We start from the raw sequence: 19,988 nt of genomic DNA on the forward strand, positions 1-19,988 counted from the left end.
AGGGCGTGAGCGACCTTTGGCCGTCGTTAAGCAGTCACGCGATAGACATCGAAGATGCCCTCAATGTTGCGAATCTGGTTCATGATGGAACCGAGCTGCTTAATGTCGGAGACCTCGATGGTCAAACGGATGGTGGCGATGCGGTCGTCGCCCGCCTGGGACGACATGGCCAAGATCGGCAGCTTCGCCTCCGAGAGCACCCCTGTGGTCTCCGTGAGCAATCCGTTGCGGTCCAGCGCCTCCAGCTGGATCGTGGCTCGCGACGAGCTCCTGTGCGACCGCTGGTTCGCCCACTCAACATCAACCAAGCGCTCCGGCTCGTCCTTGAGCTTGTTGGCGTTCGTGCAGTCAGTGCGGTGCACCGACACTCCCCCGCCACGGGTGACAAAACCGAAGATGGCGTCGCCCGGCACCGGCTGGCAGCACTTTGCCAGCTTCGCCATCACATCTGGGCTGCCCTCCACAAGGATGCCTGGGCCATCGCTGCTGGCCTGCGGGCGCACGAGCGCCGACATCGGTGTGCGTGCCGTGAGCGCATCGACGGCATCGTCATCGCCGCCGAACATGTCCATCAGCAGGTGCGCAACGTGCTGGGACGAGACGTTGCCTGCACCGATGGCGGTGTACAGCGCATCCACGTCTTGGTAGTGCAGGCGCGTGGCCACCTGCCGCATGGACTCGTTGGTGAACAGCCGGTGCATGGGCAGCCCGCCACGCTGCACTTCTGCGGCGAGCGCATCGCGGCCAGCTTCGAGCTGCTCCTCACGGCGCTCCTTGGCAAACCACTGGCGGATCTTCGCCTTCGCACGCGGGGAAACCACAAAGTCCCGCCAATCGCGCGACGGGCTCGCGTTCTGGTCCTTGGAGGTGAAAATCTCGACCCTGTCGCCTGACTTGAGCTCGGTTTCAAGCGTAACCAGCTTGCCGTTGACTTTTGCTCCGATGCAGCGGTGGCCGACCTCAGTGTGGACTGCGTACGCGAAGTCCACAGGGGTGGAGCCTGCAGGCAGGTCCACCACGTCACCCTTCGGGGTGAAGGCGAAGATCTGCTGGCTTGTCAGGTCGTAACGCAAAGAATCGAGGAACTCGTTCGGGTCAGCGGCCTCCTTCTGCCAATCGAGCAGCTGCCGCATCCAGGCCATCTGGTCCACTTCGGACTGATCGCCCTTGTGCGAGCCCTTCGTCTCCTTGTAGCGCCAGTGCGCCGCCACGCCAAACTCGGCGTTGTAGTGCATCTCGTGGGTGCGCACCTGGACCTCAAGGGGGCGGCCCGTGTGCGTCATCACGGTCGTGTGCAGCGACTGGTACACGCCGAAGCGCGGATTGGAGATGTAGTCCTTGAACCGGCCCGGCATCACGGAGTACAGCGAGTGCACCACGCCGATGGCCGCGTAGCAGTCGTTGACGGAATCAACCAGTACGCGGATGCCCACCAGATCAAAGATCTCGTTAAAGTCGTGGCCCCGCACCGACATCTTCTGATAAATCGACCAGTAGTGCTTCGGCCTGCCCATCACCTCGGCAGTGATGCCGTTGGAGGCGAGCTCCTTCTGCAGGACGTCGGTAATTTCCCGCAGCGCCCTGTCGCGGGACGGCGCGTGGTCCGCGACCATGCGCACGATCTCCTCGTACTTCTTCGGCTGCAGGATGGCAAACGCGAGATCTTCCAGCTCCCACTTCACGCTCGCCATTCCCAGGCGGTGAGCCAGCGGTGCGATGACGTCGAGGGTCTCCTGCGCTTTCTTCGCCTGCTTCTCCGGAGGCAAGAAGCGCATGGTGCGCATGTTGTGCAGGCGGTCCGCCACCTTGATCACCAGCACGCGTGGATCTTCTGCCATGGCCACGATCATCTTGCGGATCGTCTCCGCCTCGGCCGCCGCGCCGAGAGCAACCTTATCCAGCTTGGTCACTCCGTTGACCAGCTTTGCCACCTCGGGGCCGAAGTCGCGGGTCAGGTCGTCGAGGGAGTAGTCGGTGTCCTCGACAGTGTCGTGCAGAAGCGCCGCCACCAACGTTGTGGTGTCCATGCCGATTTCGGCGCAGATGGTCGCCACCGCGAGCGGGTGGGTGATGTACGGATCCCCCGATTTACGGAAAACCCCCTCGTGCAGGTGCTCCGCAGTGGAGTACGCGCGGTCGAGCAGTTCCGCGTCTGCCTTGAGGTGGAATTTGCGGTGCAACGACAGCAGCGGGTCAAGCACCGGGTTTGTCTTCGAGCGGCTGTTGCCCGTCAGCGACCGCGCCAGACGGGCAGACATGCTGCGCACGGAGGGGCCTGTCCTCTTCACCGGCTTGTCAGTCATTCCTAGCCTCCGATTCCAGAACTTCTCCCGCGACTAAAAACGTAATCCTACGCGTTCTCGGGGTGCTCCTCGCCGAGAACCACCAGCGGGGCGTCGCCAAGCTTGCTGCGCCCGCCGAGGCCCGGCACCTCGAGAACGACCACATAGCCTGCGACGGTGCCGCCGGCGCGCTCGATCAAATCCCGGGCGGCGACGAGGGTGCCGCCGGTGGCCAGCACGTCGTCTACAAGCACGATGCTCTTGCCGGTGATATCCACGCCGTCCGCCGGAATCTCGAGCGCGGCCGAGCTGTACTCCGTGGTGTACTCCTGAGTGATCACCGGCGGCGGCAGCTTGCCCTTCTTACGGATGGCCAGGATGCCGGTGCCGAGCTCATACGCCACAGCTGAGCCGAGCAGGAACCCGCGCGCGTCCAGGCCGCCGATGAGGTCGGCGCCGAGCTTGCGGCTGGCGGTGGCCATTTCCGCAATGACGATGTTCAGCGCTGCCGGATCCGCGAGCACCGGGGTGAGGTCCTCGAACAGGACGCCTTCTTCCGGGAAGTCCTGCACCTGACGGATCTTCTCCTTCAGGGCGTCGCGGGCGGTGGCGTAGCGGTTGCCGTCGATAGGTGTGGGGGCCATTGGTGTGGATTCTCCTGTTACTTTTCGGACGGGGTTGTTTCTGTGTTCAGCTGCCACCGGTCCATGTTCCAGCCGATGCCGGCAAGACCTGTGTACGGCACCACGTTACGCACTGCGCCATCCACGGCGAAGGTGCGGGGCTGCGCGGCGAGCGGAATGGACGGCAGCTGCTTCCACAGGTGCTCTTCCTGGGCGCGAAGCGCACCAAGTTCCTGGGCGCGGTTATTGGCGGATGGGAACTCCCGCATGGGGTCCGTGGCGTGCAAAATCACGTCGGCCGCGCCGTCGGTCCAGGTCTCATTGCCCCACTCGTCGTACTCCGCCCGTGGCAGATCCGCGAGCGTTTTTCCGCCCTCGGTCACGTCCTTCACCGTAATTCCCGCGGGCTCGCACGTGCGGCGGATGGATTCCACCATGGCGGCGAAACGCGCGTCCGGGTACGGGTAGCCGATGCGGATCTCTGTGCCGGAAAGCGCGGATGCGCCCTCAATGTCCACGTCGAGGTTCGGCGCCGCTACGTCCTTGACGCGCGCGGACAGCGGGTCTGCGTGGGGCAGCACGTGCAACGGCGCAACGGGCACGTCGATGCCCGCTGCGTCGCTCGACGCCTTTGCGACGGCACGCGGGTCCACGCACTTGGCAAACGCCTGCCGGTTCTCGTGGATCGCCCACATACCGACCTGCGGGAAAGTCAGCGCCTCGGTGAGTTCACCGATCTGAGAGTCAACGCTGAGACGGTTGCCTTCGGCGTTGACGTCGTGCCATGCCGGCGATGTCTCTCGCAGATCGCCTATGCGGAGCGCCTCGTCCTCAGACAACTCGGCGGAATCAGCGGAACCGGGCCAGACAACCATTTCCGGGGTTTGTGGCGCGTCGCCGTAGTAGTGCTCGTTGGCCACCAGTGTCACTTCACCGCGCTCGCCCACCTCCGCGATCTTGAACGGCCCGAAGGACACCTGCAGTTCGGGATCAAACTCTGCCAGATTGAAACCGTGCCGCCACACGTCGCCGATCGGCTTGAGGCGGGAAAAGTCGTTGGACTGCAAATCGCCATCGAGCTCTTCCACACTTTTACCCAGTTTTGCCGCGACGGCATGAGCCGGCAGCACGGTGCCGGCGTCGAAAAGCCCGCGCCAGCGCGCGCCGCGCTTCTCCTTAAAGGTGAGCGTGAATTCCTTGGACCCGGGGGTGCAGGACAGCCCTTCCGTGTCATCGAATAGCGGCATGTGCGAGCCAAACATGCCCGGGTAGTGGCCGGCCGTGAACGTGAGGAGGAAGTCGGAGCACGTGACCGGTGTGCCGTCGGAAAATACCGCGGCATCGGACAGGGTGTATATCACCTTGCGCTGGTCGCCCGGTAGCACCTGGGTGGTGACCAAATCCGTGTTCGGGATCATCTGGCCGCTCGGCCCAGGCACGTACACGCCTGGATACAAACGCACCGAAAGCAACTCCGCTAGATCGGTGGCACCTTCTAAGGTGCCGGCGTTTGTGGTGCGCAACTCTCCAAGTGCCTGATAACCGAACAACTTTTTCGATTCCTGGTCCTCGCGGTCGTCCACGCCGCACGCGGACAGAGCGAAGACGCTGAGCGCCGTCGCCGCGACTGCGGCGACCGCACGGGTGAAACGTCCTGCCATGGTATGCCGCCGTCTACCTACCTGGACGCCAGGTCGTGGAACCGGTGGCACCGGTGGACTCGTCGACCGTCGATTCGGTACGGCGTACCGGAGCGGCAACCTGACGCTTCTCGTGGACAACCTCTTCGGTTGCCTCGTCCTCGACCTCGCCAGCGCCGCGGGCGCGGTAGCGCTCCACTGCGGCGTTGTGGTCCTTGTACTTCTTCTTGCGGTTAACCAGGCTCACCAGCAGCGGGGTGGCCAGGAACAGCGAGGAGAAAATGCCTTCGATGACACCGATGAGCTGGATCAGTGCGAGATCCTTCAGGGTGCCCACACCAAGCATCCACACGGCCACGATCATCAGCGCCACAATCGGCAGCGCCGAAATCACGGAGGTGGAGATGGAACGCATCACCGTCTGGTTGACGGCCAAGTTCGCCTCCTCGGCGTAGGTGGAGCGGCGCGAATCCAACACACCCGAGGTGTTCTCGCGCACCTTGTCAAACACGATGACCGTGTCGTACAGGGAGAAGGTCAGCACAGTGAGCAGACCGATGATCATCGCCGGGGTGACCTCGAGGCCGAACAGAGCGTAGATACCGGCGATCAGCACCGCGTCGACGATGAGCGCAGCCATTGCCGCTGCCGCCATCTCGCGCTGCAGGCGCACCGCCACGTACACCGCAGCGGCGACCAGGAAGACAGCCATGGCAAGCAGCATGCGGTTGGTGATGGTGGAGCCCCAGGACTCGGACACAGTGGAATCACCGATTGCGTCGGCGTTGGGCTCGCCGGTGTGGTCTTCTACCTGGTATTCGTCGAAAATTGCTTGACGTGCGGCGTCAATCTGCTCCTGGGTGAGGTGGCCGGAATTGATCTCCAACGTGCGGGTGTCGCCGGAGCCGACAATCTGGGTCAGCTCAGGCGTCACACCAGTCGCATCGACGAAGGTCTCCTCCACCTCCTCGGCAACGAGCTCGCCGGCGGGCATGGTCATCTTCGTGCCGCCTTCAAAGTCGATGCCCATGTTGAAACCGCGCAGCAGCATGGCCAGCAGGGAAATAACCACCAGAGCGAGGGTGATGCCGTACCACAGTTTGCGGCGCCCCACGAAGTCGATGGCGCCGCTGCCATCGTAGAGCGTTTCCGCTGAACGCTTGGTTTTCACGGGGGCGAGGGTGTCCCCTGCTCCCCCTGCCTCAGCGGAGGTCTGAGCCGGAGTTGCCTTGGTTCTCGACATGTCTAGTTCTCCTCAATCGTTGCGGCTGGCTGAAGCACTTGCTTGTCGACGTCCCCCGGCTGCTCGACGTGTCGAGCCTCCGACCGACGTGCTTCGGCGGTCTTAAACGCTTTACCCATGCCGTTGACGGACGGCTTGGACCAGAACCGGCTGCGCGACGCGATAATAAGCAGCGGTGCGGTAACCAGGAAGGTGACAATCAGGTCGAACACGGTGGTCAGACCCATGGTGAAGGCGAAGCCCTTCACGTCGCCAACGGCGAGGAAGTAGATGATCACAGCACCGATCAGGGTGACCATGTTGCCGGTGATGACCGTGTCCTTCGCCCGCTGCCAGCCGGAGGCGGTGGCAGAGCGGAACGTCTTGCCCTTGCGCACCTCGTCCTTGATGCGCTCGTAGATGACGATGAAGGAGTCGGCCGTGGCACCGATACCGATGACCAGGCCAGCGATGCCGGAGAGGTCCAGGGAGTAGCCGATCCAGCGGCCCAGCAGCACCAAGGTGCCGTAGACGAGCGCACCTGCGGCGACGAGCGACGCGAGCGAGATCAGGCCGTAGAGGCGGTAGTAGGCGAAGACGAACAGAGCGACCAGGATCAGGCCCACCAGGCCGGAGTACAGGCCGGCCTTCAGGGATGCCTGGCCGAGTGACGGCGGCACGGACAGCGCGGTGCCGCCCGGCTCGCCGTTTTCACCGGCAAACGACAGCGGCAGCGCGCCGTAGCGCAGGTTGTTGGCGAGGCCTTCCGCCTCTTCCTGCGTGAAGTTGCCGGTGATGGACGTTGCGGAACCGGGCGGGGTCGCGCCCTGGATCACCGGCGCGGAAATCACCTGGGAGTCCAGCGTGATGGCAATCTGCTTCTGCAGCATCTCGCTGGTCAGGCGCGCCCACGTCTCGGAGCCATTGGGCTCGCCTGCCTGGCTAAACGCGAAGCTAATCTCCATCTGGCTGGACTGCGGGTTGAAACCGCCGGTGATCGCGCGGTTGGTGTCGATCTGCTCACCGGTCAGGCGCGGGCCGTCAGCGTCGGTAACGCCGTTGAGCAGGGGCACCTCGTCGAGAAGCAGCGCCTGGCCGGTTGTCGGGTCGCAGGAGACCAGCGGCAGGTCGGCCTTGTCGGAGCCAGCCAGCGGGTCGGTGATCTGGCCCATGCAGCGCGCCGACATCAAGGTCAGGGCAGCGAACTGCTCGGTCGGGTCGGTGGACTGGCGGGTGCGGCGGAGCATGTCCGTCGTCTCCTGCCGGCGCTCCGCCGCCTCGACCGGACCGTTCGGCTCCGGCAGCGGCTCAGCACTCACCTGCGGGACATCCTTCGGCGCCTCCGGGGCTTCTTCCTTCGGCGCGATGTCCTTGCCTACGCCGCTTTCATCCTGCGGCTGTTCTGCAGCCTCTTCGGCTTGCTTCTCCGCGGCTTCCTTACGCGCGGCAATCTGGGTGAGCACGGCCTGGCCTTCCTGCGGGGAGAAAATGCCGTACTTGACCCACTCATTGGTCATGTCCAAAGTGACGTCGTCGATTGTGGTGCTGTCCGCTGCCGGCGGGTCAAGCACCGGGCGGAAGAACAGCTGCGAGGTCTGGCCGATGTTGCGGATCTCCGCCGTGTCGTCGCCGGCCGCCTCGATGACAATCGTGTTGCCGTCCACAACCACGGAGGCTCCGGAGACACCCATGCCGTTGACGCGGTTTTCAAGGATATTGCGCGCGTCCTGCAGTTGCTCGTTCGTCGGTTCGTCGCCCTGCGGGACCAGAGTGACACGGGTGCCGCCCTGCAAATCAATGCCAAGCTTCGGCTCAGCGGTTTTGCTTCCGGTGAAAAAGACTAGGGCGTAGACGCCGATGACAATGAGGGTAAACAGCGCGAGCAGCCGAGCAGGCCAGCGCTTCTTTCCCTTCACTTCGCGGGACCGCCGAGTGTTGTTGGACACTGAGCTGACTCCTCTGCTTTCCGAGCTCCAATTTTCTCCTCCACCGGAGCCCACAACACCCGATAAGAGGCACAAATGAAGGGCGTGCCGGTGGAGACACAACGGAACATGCTACGGCATAGCCCCGAAAAACTGGCAGTCCGGTCCGCGCCAGCCTTAATAGAGCGACATTTGTCCCGGTGCATCAGGGGGTGCCTGCAGCCCCAGGTGCTCCCACGCCGCGGCGGTAGCTACTCGCCCTCGCCCGGTTCGCGACATCAATCCCGCGCGCACAAGGTAAGGCTCGCACACCTCCTCGATAGTGCCGGGTTCTTCACCGACGGCAATGGCGAGTGTGCCCACGCCCACCGGCCCCCCGCCATGGCCGCGGATCAGTGCGTCGAGCACCGCCCGGTCAAGGCGGTCTAGTCCTAGCTCATCCACGTCGAAAACGCTGAGCGCTGAACGCGCCGCATCAAGGTCGACGTGGCCGTCCCCATGCACATCAGCCCAGTCGCGCACGCGGCGAAGCAGACGGTTGGCAATTCGCGGCGTGCCGCGCGAACGCGAGGCGATTTCTACCGCGGCATCTGTGTCGATGCGCACGCCGAGGATGTCTGCCGCGCGGCTGACCACCTGGGTCAGATCCTCCACGTCGTAGAACTCCATCTGGGCGGTAAACCCGAAGCGGTCGCGCAACGGCCCCGTGAGCATGCCAGCGCGGGTGGTTGCACCGACGAGGGTAAACGGCGGAATCTCCAGCGGGATCGAAGTTGCGCCAGGGCCCTTGCCGACGATTACGTCGATGCGGAAATCCTCCATCGCCATGTACAGCATTTCCTCGGCCGGACGGGCGATGCGGTGGATTTCGTCGATGAAAAGCACGTCACCTTCCATCAGGTTGGACAGCATCGCCGCCAAATCACCCGCGCGTTCCAGCGCAGGACCCGAGGTCATCCGCAGCGAGGTCCCAAGCTCCTGCGCCACGATCATTGCCATAGTGGTCTTACCCAGACCTGGTGGGCCGGACAGCAGGATGTGGTCCGGCGTCACCCCGCGGCTGCGCGCACCTGCGAGCACGAGGTTGAGCTGCTCGCGCACTTTGGGTTGGCCGATAAACTCGTTGATCGACTTCGGGCGCAGCGAGCGCTCAATGTCGTGCTCGTCTGCCTGCGCGTGTGCGTCTACTGGCGACGGCGGCTTCGCCGCGAACCCCTCCGGCAGTTCGAACTCGGTCTTTTCCACATCCGACACGGTGTACCTCCCCTACTTCTTGCCCAACTGGCTCAGCGCCTGGCGCAGCAACGCGGACGCGTTCTCCTCCGGCAGCTCCTCCACCAACGCGTCGACCACCGGCCGCGCCGAGCGTTCCTGGAACCCCAGGCCCACCAGCGCCTCGACCACCTGCTCGGAGACGAGCGAGGAGCCCTTTCCAGGTGCGGACGCGCCAGCAGTGGACGGAGAATCTCCATTCGGGATGAAGGCCTCCACCTTGTCCTTGAGCTCGAGGGCGATGCGCTCCGCCATTTTCTTCCCTACACCGGGGATGGACTGGATCGTCTTCGCGTCTCCGGCGGCGATGTGGGAGGACAGCTCGCCCGGGTCAAACACGGACAGCGACGCGAGGGCCAACTTCGGGCCTAACCCGGAGACACCCTGGAGCTTGTGGAACATCTCGCGGGCGTCCGCGTCGCCGAAGCCGTACAGAGTGACACCGTCGTCCTTGACCACCAATGACGTCATCACCCGGGCCTGTTCGCCGCGGATTAAGCGGCTGAGCGTTTGCGGAGTGGCGAGGAAGCGGTAGCCCACGCCCGAGCACTCTATGACCGCATGGTCGAGCCCGATAGTGAGCACTTCGCCGTTGAGAGAATCGATCATTGCTTCGCCGCTTTCATGGTCAACTGGTTGGTCCGTGCGATCAAGGGGGCGCGCCAGCAGTGGCACACCGCGATAGCGAGCGCGTCGGCCGCATCCGCCGGCTTCGGCGCCTCTGACAAGCCCAGGATGCGCGTGATCATCACCGTCATCTGCTTCTTATCCGCCCGCCCATTGCCGGAGATAGCCTTTTTCACTTCTGACGGGGTGTACATGTGCACCGGGATGCCCCGCTCTGCCGCCGCCAGCACCATCACGCCTACCGCGTGTGCTGTGTGCATGACAGTAGAGACGTTGCCGCGTTCAAAAATGCGCTCCATGGCGATGACGTCCGGGCGGTAGTCGTCGATCCACTCACCTACCGCGCGCGACAGACGCAGCAGCCGCTCCGCCAGCTCCGCCGTGGACGGAGTACGCACGACGCCGACGGCGACGGGGATGATCTGCCGGCCACGGCCCGCCTGCACAACGGAAAGGCCGCAGCGCGTCAAGCCCGGGTCGATCCCCATGACCCGCAGACCTTCCAGCGACATCGCATCCTCCCTTCCACACATGTGACACATATGTTCTACCACAGGAGGCGCAACAAACGCCCGCGCCACCAACGGCGGCGCGGGCGTTGCGCATAGCGAAAGACTGCGAAAGGCCAGTAAAAGGCCTAGTCCTCCAGCTGAGCCACGACCTCGTCAGAGAGGTTCATGTTGGTGTACACGTTCTGCACGTCGTCCGAATCCTCCAGTGCGTCGATGATGCGCATCATCTTCTTCGCACCCTCGACGTCGAGGTCAACCTCAACGTCCGCACGGAATTCCTGGCCGGCCTCCTCAATCTCGATACCCTCGCCGACGAGTGCCTCACGCACTGCCGGCAGGTCGGTCGGCTTGCAGGTGATCTCGAACTCCTCGCCGAGGTCGTTGACTTCCTCGGCGCCAGCGTCGAGCACCGCCATGAGCACGTCGTCCTCGCTGAGCTCGCCCTTCTGGATGGTCACCACACCGGTGCGCTCGAACATGTAGCCGACGGAGCCCGACTCACCTAGGTTGCCGCCGTTTTTGGTCATCGCGGTGCGCACCTCGGTGGCCGCGCGGTTGCGGTTGTCCGTCAGACACTCGATGAGCACTGCGACGCCGTTGACGCCGTAGCCTTCGTACATCACGGTCTCCCAGTTCGCGCCGCCAGCTTCTTCGCCGGAGCCGCGCTTGCGGGCGCGCTCGATGTTGTCGTTCGGCACCGAAGCCTTTTTGGCCTTGCGGATCATGTCGTCAAGGGTGGGGTTCGCGGCCGGGTCGCCGCCGCCGGTTCGTGCCGCGACCTCAATGTCCTTGATCATCTTCGCCCACAACTTCGACCGCTTCGCGTCGTTTGCGGCCTTCTTGTGCTTCGTGGTTGCCCACTTTGAGTGGCCCGCCATAACGCACCCCTTTTCCTCGGTTGACGTGTAACAGACGGCATTATACGCACCGCCGCGCCAAAGCTTTTACCGGTCGTCCCGCGCGAACTGTGGCAATGCCGCCGTGCCACCGAGCCGCAAGAAGCTCACCGACGGGCGAAGACGCAGCGCACGCGTATCCGCGACAGCGTCGTCGTAGAAGCGGATGGCCAACTCAGCTCGGATGTCCGCGTCGTTGAGCGGGCCCGGCGCACCCGCTCCTGCGTACCGTTCAGCCACCTGCGACGCCAAGTGCTCCTCTTGCGCGAGACGCGTGCGCACATCCTCAGGTGTCAGTCTGACCTGCTCCGTGCGCTGCGCTGCAGCACCGAGCTCGGGGTAGATTGCGGCGATGACGGCGCAGCGCCGGTCCAGAGCCGCTTGTAAAGCATCGCGCGAACGGTCGAGCCGGATGTGCAGGCGGTTGAGCCGCTGCGCCGTGTTGTAGGCCCATGCGGTCAGCGCCGTGACCACCACCGCCAACACCACCCACATGAAAGTCATAGCCACCCTTCCACCCCGACCTTCTCCCCAATCGACACCGCCTCGTACACCGCCAGCACTTGACGCGCCACGACAGACCAGTCGAAGTCTTCTGCCCGTTTCACGCCGCGGGCGGCCAGGTTGGCGCGAAACGGGACGTCGTCGATAAGCAACTGCAACTTCTGCGCGAGCGCCGTAGCGTCGCCGGGCGCGAACAGTAACCCCGCGTCGCCTTCGCACACTGCGGCGAACGCCGGAATGTCGCTGGCGACGACGGCGCAACCGGCGGCCATCGCCTCCACGAGAATGATCCCGAAAGATTCACCGCCAAGGTTCGGCGCCACAAAGATGTCGGCGCGGCCGAGGATCTCCGCCTTCTCATCCTCGGAAACCAGGCCCGCAAACTCGACGCCCTCGACCTTGCGGGGTGCGCCAGCTCCGATGACCGTCACGCGTGGCTTGTGCGGTAGCTGCTCTATCGCCTGCAGGAACACGTCCAGGCCCTTGCGGGGCTCGTCCAAGCGGCCCAGGAACACCACCTCGGCGGTGCGCTCTGGGGACTCCGACACGCGCCGTGCCGCCGCAAACCTGCCGGTGTCCACTCCGTTGGGGATGATCACGGGGTCGGTGCCCACCTGCTGCGACTGCCAACGCCACGCTTCTTCGCTCACGGCGATGCCTGCGCGGATCTTCTCCAGGCTGCCACGCAACGCAGGCAACGCGAGCTTCAGCGCGTAGGAGGACTCCGCCGAGGCGTGGTATGTGGCCACGATCGGGCCGGTAGCCATGCGCAACGCCGCCATGGAATAGCTCGGCGAATTCGGTTCGTGCACGTGCAGGATGTCAAAGTTGCCGCGCTCGATGAACTGCCGCGTTGTGCGCCGCACCTGCGGGCCGAAGGACAGGCGTGCGACCGAACCGTTGTATCGCACCGGTACTGCAGCCCCGCCCCGTGTCACCCTAGCCGGAAGCTCGGCACTGCCGGAGGCTGGCCCGAGTACTTCAGCGTGGTGGCCCATCTCGCGCAGCTTGACCGCAAGGTCAAGGACGTGGGCTTGAACTCCGCCCGGCACGTTGAAGGAGTATGGGCACACCAGACCGATTCTCACCCCGGCTACCTCCCCTGTTCGCGGTGCTTTCGCAGCCGCTGTTCCATCTCCCGGCGGCGACTCGGCTTCGGCGCGTCCTTAGGCCACAGCGGTTGCAGCATGTGCCAATCCGCCGGGTGCGCGGCGATGTTCTCGGCGAATTGGTCGGCCACCCGTTGCGCCGTTTCTTCGAGCGTGGTCACCTCCAATGGGGCGGAGATGCTGAAGCCCCAGCCGGGGTTGCGGCGGGTGCCCGTGAACCAAGAGTGGGCTACAAGCAGCGTCGCACCGGTATCCTTCGCCAGCTTGGCCGGGCCCACCGGAAACGTCGTTTCCTCGCCGAAGAACGTCACCGGCACTCCGTTGCGTGAAAAGTCCCGCTCCCCTAGCAGGCACACGATGCCGCCGGCGGCGAGCACTTCCTTCAGCCGCTCGAACGGGGGCTGCTCACCCCCGGTCAAAGGCACAACATCGAAGCCGAGCGACTCCCGGAACTGCACGAACGCGTCGAACAGCGCCTCAGGTTTCAGGCGTTCCGCGACGGTAGTGAACCCGCCGTAGTTTTCCGCCAGCCACGCCCCCGCCATGTCCCAGTTGCCCGTGTGCGGCAACGTCAGCACCACCCCGCGGCCCCGCGCAACGGCGGCATCCAAGTGCTCGCGTCCGGCGACCCCTGCCGAAAGCGTCGAGTTCAACCCCGGATCGCCCGCCATCCGCGGCAGACGGAAGGCCTCCAGCCAGTAGCGTGCGTACGAGCGCAGGGCGTCTCGGACCAGCTCCCGGGTGACGTTTTCCGGCCCCACCACACGCGTGAGGTTGCGCCGGAGCATGTCCATGCCCGCGCCGTCGCCGGAGGCGAGGTCGGCGGCCCACTCGGTGGCCCGCGCGGTCAACGGCGCAGGCAGCGCGCCGGCGATCTTCCAGCCGGCGATGTAGCCCGCGGCGACGAGCCGCTCCCGAGCGGAGACCATCTACGCCCCCGCCGGCGGCGCGATCTTCGCGTCCGCCCCCTTGTCGCGCCCGGCAAACATCAGGCGCTGAACCACAGTGATCACGGAACCGACCAACAGGATCCATAACGAAACCACCACGGCGTTGGGCACACCGAAGCCCTCCAGCGCAATGCCTCCGAGCCCCAGAATCAAGCGCTCAGGACGTTCAATCAGCCCGCCGACGATCTTCAGCCCGCCGGCCTCTCCGCGGGCCTTGATGTAGCTGATGGTCTGCGAAAGCACAATGACCGCCAGGCACACCGCCACGTTCACGGGAGCCGCATCCGCGCCGTAGATCAGCCACATCGCGATCGCCCCAAAGAGTGCACCGTCGGTCAGCCGGTCGCAGCTCGCGTCCAGCGTCGCCCCGAACGCGGTGCCTCCGCCGCGCAGCCTGGCCATCGTGCCGTCGACCATGTCGAAGGCGGCGAAGAACAGGCTGAGCACGGCCGCCCACACCAGGTGGCCTGTAGGGATGAGCACCATCGCCGTGAGCATGGTCAGCGCGGTGCCCGCAACGGTGGTCGTGTTCGGGGTCAGCCCGATCTTCAGCAGCCCTTTCGCCACCGGCTCGACCACTACTGCGGCGGGTTTGCGTCCGTGCACGCTAAGCATGGTGTTCACCTGATTCAATCGCGTCGACTTCGCGCCAGCCGTCGGCAAGCAGCGCCCGCGTTTCCTGTAGCAGTTGCGGCAGTACTTTGGTGCCGCCGATGACGGTCATGAAGTTCGCGTCGCCCGCCCAGCGCGGCACCACATGCAGGTGCAGGTGGTCGCCGACCGACCCGCCCGAGGCCTTGCCCAGGTTGAGCCCGACGTTGATCGCTTCCGGTTTGGACACGCGCTTGAGCGTTTTCACCGCGTGCTTCGCAAACACCATCAGCTCGTCGGTCTCCGCGTCGGTGAGTTCTTCCAGCTCAGCGACCTTGCGGTACGGTACCACCATCAGGTGGCCGGCGTTGTACGGGTACAGGTTGCACACCGCGTACACCGTCTTGCCGCGCGCGACGATGAGGCCGTCCTCGTCGCTCATCTGCGGGATTTCCAGGAATGGATCGCCTGTGCTTCTCGACGATCCTCCGGTCTCCCCCGTCTCGCTTTCCGCCGGCATCTGGGTGATGTAGCTGGAGCGGTACGGCGCCCACAGGCGGGCAAGACGGTCCGGATCGCCCACGCCGGTGTCGACGTAAGTCTCGCCGTTAGTTGGCGGTTGCAACGGTTTCCTCACTCGGCTGATCGTTGCGCTTGGCAGCGATCCAGTCCGCGATCAGCTCCACAGCGCGCTCGACCGGCACGCCGTTAATCTGGCTACCGTCGAGGAAGCGGAAGCTCACCGCGTTCGCCTCCACGTCGCGCTCGCCCGCGAGCAGCATGAACGGCACCTTGGACGTGGTGTGGGTACGGATCTTCTTCTGCATGCGGTCGTCCGAGTGGTCCACCTCGGCGCGGATGCCGCGCTCGCGCAGCTTTGCAACGACACCGTCCAAGTGGTCGGCGAACGCGTCGGCCACCGGGATACCCACCACCTGGTGCGGGGCCAGCCAGGCCGGGAACGCGCCAGCGTAGTGCTCGAGCAGCACGCCGAAGAAGCGCTCGATGGAGCCAAAGAGAGCGCGGTGGATCATCACCGGGCGCTTCTTTGAGCCGTCTGAGGAGGTGTAGGTCAGGTCGAAGCGCTCCGGCAGGTTGAAGTCCAGCTGAACAGTGGACATCTGCCAGGTGCGGCCGATGGCGTCGCGCGCCTGCACGGAGATCTTCGGGCCGTAGAATGCGGCACCCGCCGGGTCCGGCACGAGCTCCAGGCCGGACTTCTTGGCCACGGACTCCAGGATGTTGGTGGAGCGCTCCCAGATCTCATCGTCGCCGATGTACTTGTTCGGGTCCTTGGTGGACAGCTCCAGGTAGAAGTCGTCCAAACCGTAGTCCTGCAGCAGGGAAATGATGAACTCCAGCACGCTGGTCAGCTCGTCTTCCAACTGCTCCTCGGTGCAGTAGATGTGAGCATCGTCCTGCGTGAAGCCGCGGGCGCGCGTCAGGCCGTGGACCACGCCGGACTTCTCGTAGCGGTAGACGGTGCCGAACTCGAACAGGCGCAGCGGCAGTTCCCGGTAGGAACGCCCGCGCGAGTCGAAGATGAGGTTGTGCATCGGGCAGTTCATCGGCTTGGCGTAGTAGTCCACCGGCTGCTTGGTCACGTTGCCGTCTTCGTCGACCTCGCCGTCGAGCTTCATCGGCGGGAACATGCCGTCGGCGTACCAGTCCAGGTGGCCCGACTTCTTAAACAGGTCGCCCTTGGTCACGTGCGGGGTGTTGACGAAGGAGTAGCCGGCGGCGACGTGGCGCTCGCGCGAGTGCTGCTCCATGGTCATTCGCACGATGCCGCCGTCCGGGTGGAACACCGGCAGGCCAGAGCCGACCTCGTCCGGGAAGGAGAACAGGTCCAGCTCGTTGCCCAAGCGGCGGTGGTCGCGCTTTTCCGCCTCTTCGAGCATGGTCATGTACTCTTCGAGCTTTTCCTTGGACTCCCAGGCGGTGCCGTAGACGCGCTGCAGGCCGGCGTTGTTCTGATCGCCGCGCCAGTACGCTGCGGACGAGCGGGTGAGCGCGAACGCCGGGATGTACTTGGTGGTGGGCACGTGCGGGCCGCGGCACAGGTCGTGCCACTCCACCTCGCCTGTGCGCGGGTTGACGTTGTCGTAGTGCGTCAGCTCGCCGGCGCCGATTTCCGTGGCCTCGTCGGAGTCCGGGTCGACGTTGCCCTTGTCGTTGATCAGCTCGAGCTTGTACGGCTCGTCCTTCAGGTCCTCGGCCGCCTCTTCCTGCGAGGAGTAGACGCCGCGGACGAACTTCTGCCCCTGTTTGATGATCTTCTTCATGCGCTTTTCCAGCGTCTTCAGATCCTCAGGGGTAAACGGCTCCGCAACGTCGAAGTCGTAGTAGAAACCGTCCTCGATAGCCGGGCCGATGCCCAGCTTGGTGCCGGGGAACTCGGCCTGCACAGCCTGGGCGAGCACGTGGGCGCAGGAGTGGCGGATCACGGAGCGGCCGAGCTCAGTGTTTGCAGGTACCGGCGTAAACGTCGCGGTTGCTTCGGGGACGTGCGAGAGGTCTTTCAGCTCGCCCGCTTCGTCCTGGACGCACACGACGGCGTCCTCCCCCTTATTCGGCAGGTTCAGCTCCCGCATGGCCGCGCCGACGGCGGTGCCGGCGGGAACCTCGAACGGTGCGAACTCGACTGCTGCTTCGGTAGACATATCTGTCGTGCGCTCCTTTGCGCGTCACTGGGCTGCGTCATACCTGGACGCCGCCCATCTTCTACGTTCTCTCCCGACGGCGCAGGTGGCGCGCCGGACGCCAGGGAGTCTACCCTTGGCCGCCCGAAAGTACGGCTTCGCCCCAGTATGCGTCGCCGCTTCCTTCCCCACCGGGCTCTCGTGTGCCCGGCGGGATCCAGTACACCGCAGATCCGATGTGCGTGGTCCACTCGTTGAGCCGGTCAACTTCTAACAGCCGTTGCAGCACTGGGGTGAACTGCACGTCCGGGTCCTTCTGGTACGCCAAAAAGACCAGCCCCGCGTCAGACAGCTCGCCGGGCGCCGGCGGCAGCGAATAGTTGTACGGCCTGCGCAAAAACTTCTGTTCCGGGTGGTCCGCGGGCGGCATGGCACGTGCCATGTGGGAGTTTTTGTCGATCACGGGCAGCCCGTACTCGTCCAACGCCTCCAGGTCGGGGGCATCGAATTCGTCTTTGCCGGTCAGCGGTGCTCCGTCGTCAAGTCTGCGCCCCACCGCCACTTCGCGGGAGGTGCGGTCCAACCGCTCCCAATCGTCGAGGTCCATCGCAATGCGGCGCACAACGAGTGACGACGACCCGTCGTCGGCGAACACCTGCTCGGCGTACTCTTCGTCCGAATGCGGGTTGACGGTACCGTCCACCTGGCCGAAGAGGTTGCGCGGAGTCTGGCCTTTAGGGATGGAGCCAAACGCGTTCATGAACCCCTGCTGCAGCCAGTGGGTGTCCACGTAGTCCATGCCGGCGCGCGTCATGTGGCGCAGCGCCCAGGCGCACATCACCGGGTCGTCGGAGCAGATCTGCAGCACCAGATCCGTCTGCCCCCACTCCGGCTGCAACTGCTCGCGCGGCATCGCGGGGATGTCGTGCAACCACTTCGGCTTGGCGTCTGGCGCCGCGATATCGAAGACGCGCTCGCCGAACCCGCAGGTGATGGTGAGGTTAGCGGGCCACTGCACCATCTCCGGCTCCAGGCTGGACAAAGGGTTGCGGCCGGCGGTCAGCTCGCGGGCGTCTTCGGTCCACAGCCGCATGAGCCTGATTATGCCGCTTCCGTCCACCCCGTCCTTCACCCTGAAGCCGGCAAGGTTGAGCGACGCCTGTGTCGGTGTCTGGATGCCTGCCTGATGCTCACCGTCGAAGGCGACGGATGCTTCCGTCAACGGTTCGAAGTTGGGGTCGGAGTTGCTCGGCGCGTCGTCGCACGCTGAGAGCAGCATGCCTGTCGACGCCACCCCGGCCACCCCAGCCGTTCCGGCCAAAAACCCCCGCCGGCTCACACCCGGCATGCCGCATCCTCCTTTAGTGCTTGTGCTCGTCGTGACCAGCGTGGTCGCCGGGGTCAGCGTGATCGCCCAGATCGCCATAGCTTTCGTCGCCCGGCAGCATTGTGCGCACGGCGACATCAGGCACGGTCGCGGTCGCGCCGCCTTCGAGCAGCAGTGTCACATCGATGGTGTCGCCAGCCTCGATGGCTGGCGCGTAGCCCATCACCATGAAGTGGTCGCCGCCCGGTGCCAGCTCGTGGGTTCCGCCCGCGGGAATGTCGAAGCCGCCGTCCTTTTCGCGCATCACTCCGTCTACAACCTCGTGGATCTGGTAGTCCGCTTCTCCGAGCGACGTGGTGAACCCCACAACCGAGATGTCATTGTCCGAGTTGTTGTGCAGCGTGCCGAAGATCGACGTCATGTCGCTGCCATCCGCAGCATCTTTCGCCGCCTTCGCACGAACAGCTCCGTCCTCGAGCGTGACCGCGTCGTTTGCAAGATCCGCGGCCGGAACATCACTCGCCGGATTGCTGGTTGCCGCTTCCGAGGTGACCTCGTTGTAGGAGGACTGCTCCTGCTCAGCTGCGTCGTCGGCCGCATCACTGCAGCCCGCCAGAACCAGAGCCGCCGCTGCAAGACCCGTGACGGTTCGCTTCTTCATTAGTGTTCTCCTAATTGTCCGTATCGGTGTTGGTTTCAGAGATTCGGCGGCTCTTCGCCAGAGCCCCGAAGCCGGCACCGGCAACGACCAGCACGCCGGCTAGGGCGAGCAGCACCTTCATCGTGGAACTCATACCGTCGGCCGCGTCAACGACAGGGTCCTTGCTTGCACCCGCGGTGGCTTCGGCATCGTCGCCCTGGGCGTTCTCCGCCCCGGAGGGGCTGAAGCTGAACGAGGTCATCCCCTTCGTTGAATGGCCGTCGGAGGACACGATTTGGAAGCCGACCTTGTAGTCGCCCGGTTGCGCGTCGAGGTCGGCCGGAAGGTCGAGGGTGACAAACCGTCCTTCAATGTCGGGCTCGCCGGAGTGCACGACCTCGGATTGCCCGTCGACCTCGCGGGAAAGCGCGACCGTGTTGAAGCCATCCTGGATCTCCCCGGAAAACTCCAGGGTGATTGCGTCCGGGAACTCGCTGACCACGCCCTTATCCTCCGGGTCCGCGCCAATGACGGAGTCGTGGGCGACGGCCGGTGCCGCCGCGATCAACGTCGCCGTGGCCGCCGCCGCTGCGACTGCGCCACCTCGTGCAAAACCTGCCGGGATGAGCATGGTGCCTCCTCTAGTAAAACCAACGCGCCGGTTGGCGCTAAGAGCACTAGTCGTATCCCCGCCCACGTTAGTTCCCGTCACACCCGCCCCAAAACTATGAACGGAGCACCCCCAACCCAAACGACGATATCGGCATTCAGCCTCCAGGCCGAGCCGCGACCTGGGTTTTTCCAAGAGCTAACGCCGCAAATGCCGATATCGTCATGTACGGGGCAAACGAAAAACGCCCCAGGCTGTTTCCAACCTGGGGCTCTCCCTAGTGGTCCTAGCTGGGATCGAACCAGCGACCTTTCCGGTGTGAACGGAACGCTCTTCCACTGAGCCATAGGACCGAACGAGAAAAGAGATTACACGCCACACCGGAAAGAACCGAATCGGCTGGTCAATGCGGATAACGAGGATGGCTAACCACGGGACGTCGAGAAGCGCTTGCGCCGCAGAACAAATTGCACCCGCGTAATTCGCACCTAACCCCCACAACATGCCTGTGACGTGCCGATTTGTAACGGTGGGCAATATGCGGATAAAGTCTGTTCTCGCATTCGACGCGGACAGCGTAGAACGCATGCGGATGTAGCGCAGTTGGTAGCGCATC

General features: G+C 64.5%; 18 protein-coding genes and 1 tRNA gene. All 19 read right to left on the reverse strand.

What is annotated here, in order from left to right:
• Positions 1–26 precede the first annotated feature (26 nt).
• Complete coding sequence (locus HMPREF2791_RS01540; RefSeq protein ID WP_070843976.1) at positions 27–2,303, reverse strand: RelA/SpoT family protein; 2,277 nt, start codon at positions 2,301–2,303, stop codon at positions 27–29.
• 47 nt (positions 2,304–2,350) lie between these two features.
• On the reverse strand, positions 2,351–2,926 hold the full coding sequence (locus HMPREF2791_RS01545; RefSeq protein ID WP_070474391.1) for an adenine phosphoribosyltransferase: 576 nt from the start codon (positions 2,924–2,926) through the stop codon (positions 2,351–2,353).
• A gap of 17 nt (positions 2,927–2,943) precedes the next feature.
• The gene (locus HMPREF2791_RS01550; protein ID WP_070843978.1) at positions 2,944–4,566 is read right to left on the reverse strand and encodes an ABC transporter substrate-binding protein; all 1,623 of its coding nucleotides are present in this window, start codon (positions 4,564–4,566) and stop codon (positions 2,944–2,946) included.
• Between the two features lie 13 nt (positions 4,567–4,579).
• Positions 4,580–5,788, reverse strand: a complete 1,209-nt coding sequence (secF, locus tag HMPREF2791_RS01555; RefSeq protein WP_083327852.1) for a protein translocase subunit SecF — start codon at positions 5,786–5,788, stop codon at positions 4,580–4,582.
• 2 nt (positions 5,789–5,790) lie between these two features.
• On the reverse strand, positions 5,791–7,713 hold the full coding sequence (secD, locus tag HMPREF2791_RS01560) for a protein translocase subunit SecD (RefSeq protein ID WP_070474384.1): 1,923 nt from the start codon (positions 7,711–7,713) through the stop codon (positions 5,791–5,793).
• Between the two features lie 156 nt (positions 7,714–7,869).
• Positions 7,870–8,946 carry a Holliday junction branch migration DNA helicase RuvB gene (gene ruvB, locus HMPREF2791_RS01565; RefSeq protein ID WP_070474378.1) on the reverse strand — a complete coding sequence of 359 codons (1,077 nt, stop codon included), beginning with the start codon at positions 8,944–8,946 and terminating at the stop codon, positions 7,870–7,872.
• 12 nt (positions 8,947–8,958) lie between these two features.
• A complete protein-coding gene (gene ruvA, locus HMPREF2791_RS01570; RefSeq protein WP_070474371.1) occupies positions 8,959–9,573 on the reverse strand; it encodes a Holliday junction branch migration protein RuvA in 615 nt (204 codons plus the stop codon).
• The gene (ruvC, locus tag HMPREF2791_RS01575; protein ID WP_070474368.1) at positions 9,570–10,103 is read right to left on the reverse strand and encodes a crossover junction endodeoxyribonuclease RuvC; all 534 of its coding nucleotides are present in this window, start codon (positions 10,101–10,103) and stop codon (positions 9,570–9,572) included. The genes ruvA and ruvC overlap by 4 nt, the downstream gene beginning before the upstream one ends.
• Positions 10,104–10,228: 125 nt before the next feature.
• Positions 10,229–10,981, reverse strand: coding sequence for a YebC/PmpR family DNA-binding transcriptional regulator (locus tag HMPREF2791_RS01580; protein ID WP_070474365.1), 753 nt, complete (start codon positions 10,979–10,981; stop codon positions 10,229–10,231).
• A 66-nt stretch (positions 10,982–11,047) separates the two neighbouring features.
• The gene (locus HMPREF2791_RS01585) at positions 11,048–11,503 is read right to left on the reverse strand and encodes a hypothetical protein (RefSeq protein ID WP_070474362.1); all 456 of its coding nucleotides are present in this window, start codon (positions 11,501–11,503) and stop codon (positions 11,048–11,050) included.
• Positions 11,500–12,591 carry a glycosyltransferase family 4 protein gene (locus HMPREF2791_RS01590; protein ID WP_070843982.1) on the reverse strand — a complete coding sequence of 364 codons (1,092 nt, stop codon included), beginning with the start codon at positions 12,589–12,591 and terminating at the stop codon, positions 11,500–11,502. Before HMPREF2791_RS01590 ends, HMPREF2791_RS01585 begins: the two co-directional genes overlap by 4 nt.
• Before the next feature lie 5 nt (positions 12,592–12,596).
• A complete protein-coding gene (locus HMPREF2791_RS01595; RefSeq protein WP_070843984.1) occupies positions 12,597–13,541 on the reverse strand; it encodes a phosphatidylinositol mannoside acyltransferase in 945 nt (314 codons plus the stop codon).
• Positions 13,542–14,177: a phosphatidylinositol phosphate synthase gene (pgsA, locus tag HMPREF2791_RS01600; RefSeq protein WP_070844002.1), complete on the reverse strand. Its 636-nt coding sequence runs from the start codon at positions 14,175–14,177 to the stop codon at positions 13,542–13,544.
• On the reverse strand, positions 14,170–14,778 hold the full coding sequence (locus tag HMPREF2791_RS01605; RefSeq protein ID WP_070474349.1) for an ATP adenylyltransferase: 609 nt from the start codon (positions 14,776–14,778) through the stop codon (positions 14,170–14,172). The genes pgsA and HMPREF2791_RS01605 overlap by 8 nt, the downstream gene beginning before the upstream one ends.
• Positions 14,762–16,816 carry a threonine--tRNA ligase gene (thrS, locus tag HMPREF2791_RS01610; RefSeq protein ID WP_070843986.1) on the reverse strand — a complete coding sequence of 685 codons (2,055 nt, stop codon included), beginning with the start codon at positions 16,814–16,816 and terminating at the stop codon, positions 14,762–14,764. Before thrS ends, HMPREF2791_RS01605 begins: the two co-directional genes overlap by 17 nt.
• Before the next feature lie 109 nt (positions 16,817–16,925).
• Positions 16,926–18,143, reverse strand: coding sequence for a Dyp-type peroxidase (locus HMPREF2791_RS01615; RefSeq protein WP_070843987.1), 1,218 nt, complete (start codon positions 18,141–18,143; stop codon positions 16,926–16,928).
• A gap of 13 nt (positions 18,144–18,156) precedes the next feature.
• Complete coding sequence (locus HMPREF2791_RS01620; protein ID WP_070843989.1) at positions 18,157–18,783, reverse strand: copper chaperone PCu(A)C; 627 nt, start codon at positions 18,781–18,783, stop codon at positions 18,157–18,159.
• Positions 18,784–18,793: 10 nt separating this feature from the next.
• Positions 18,794–19,393 (reverse strand): copper resistance CopC family protein, encoded by a 600-nt coding sequence (locus HMPREF2791_RS01625; protein WP_070843991.1) that lies wholly within the window; start codon positions 19,391–19,393, stop codon positions 18,794–18,796.
• Between the two features lie 260 nt (positions 19,394–19,653).
• Positions 19,654–19,725: transfer RNA gene (locus HMPREF2791_RS01630), tRNA-Val, on the reverse strand.
• Between the last annotated feature and the right edge of the window lie 263 nt (positions 19,726–19,988).

The organism is Corynebacterium sp. HMSC034A01, from assembly GCF_001838175.1.
Classification (GTDB): domain Bacteria; phylum Actinomycetota; class Actinomycetes; order Mycobacteriales; family Mycobacteriaceae; genus Corynebacterium.

Excerpts from the sequence above, each read along its gene's own strand:
- HMPREF2791_RS01540 (WP_070843976.1), bottom strand. The coding sequence starts at position 2,303 with ATGACTGACAAGCCGGTGAAGAGGACAGGCCCCTCCGTGCGCAGCATG.
- HMPREF2791_RS01545 (WP_070474391.1), bottom strand. The coding sequence starts at position 2,926 with ATGGCCCCCACACCTATCGACGGCAACCGCTACGCCACCGCCCGCGAC.
- HMPREF2791_RS01550 (WP_070843978.1), bottom strand. The coding sequence starts at position 4,566 with ATGGCAGGACGTTTCACCCGTGCGGTCGCCGCAGTCGCGGCGACGGCG.
- secF (WP_083327852.1), bottom strand. The coding sequence starts at position 5,788 with ATGTCGAGAACCAAGGCAACTCCGGCTCAGACCTCCGCTGAGGCAGGG.
- ruvA (WP_070474371.1), bottom strand. The coding sequence starts at position 9,573 with ATGATCGATTCTCTCAACGGCGAAGTGCTCACTATCGGGCTCGACCAT.
- ruvC (WP_070474368.1), bottom strand. The coding sequence starts at position 10,103 with ATGTCGCTGGAAGGTCTGCGGGTCATGGGGATCGACCCGGGCTTGACG.
- HMPREF2791_RS01580 (WP_070474365.1), bottom strand. The coding sequence starts at position 10,981 with ATGGCGGGCCACTCAAAGTGGGCAACCACGAAGCACAAGAAGGCCGCA.
- HMPREF2791_RS01585 (WP_070474362.1), bottom strand. The coding sequence starts at position 11,503 with ATGACTTTCATGTGGGTGGTGTTGGCGGTGGTGGTCACGGCGCTGACC.
- HMPREF2791_RS01595 (WP_070843984.1), bottom strand. The coding sequence starts at position 13,541 with ATGGTCTCCGCTCGGGAGCGGCTCGTCGCCGCGGGCTACATCGCCGGC.
- pgsA (WP_070844002.1), bottom strand. The coding sequence starts at position 14,177 with ATGCTTAGCGTGCACGGACGCAAACCCGCCGCAGTAGTGGTCGAGCCG.
- thrS (WP_070843986.1), bottom strand. The coding sequence starts at position 16,816 with ATGTCTACCGAAGCAGCAGTCGAGTTCGCACCGTTCGAGGTTCCCGCC.
- HMPREF2791_RS01615 (WP_070843987.1), bottom strand. The coding sequence starts at position 18,143 with ATGCCGGGTGTGAGCCGGCGGGGGTTTTTGGCCGGAACGGCTGGGGTG.
- HMPREF2791_RS01620 (WP_070843989.1), bottom strand. The coding sequence starts at position 18,783 with ATGAAGAAGCGAACCGTCACGGGTCTTGCAGCGGCGGCTCTGGTTCTG.
- HMPREF2791_RS01625 (WP_070843991.1), bottom strand. The coding sequence starts at position 19,393 with ATGCTCATCCCGGCAGGTTTTGCACGAGGTGGCGCAGTCGCAGCGGCG.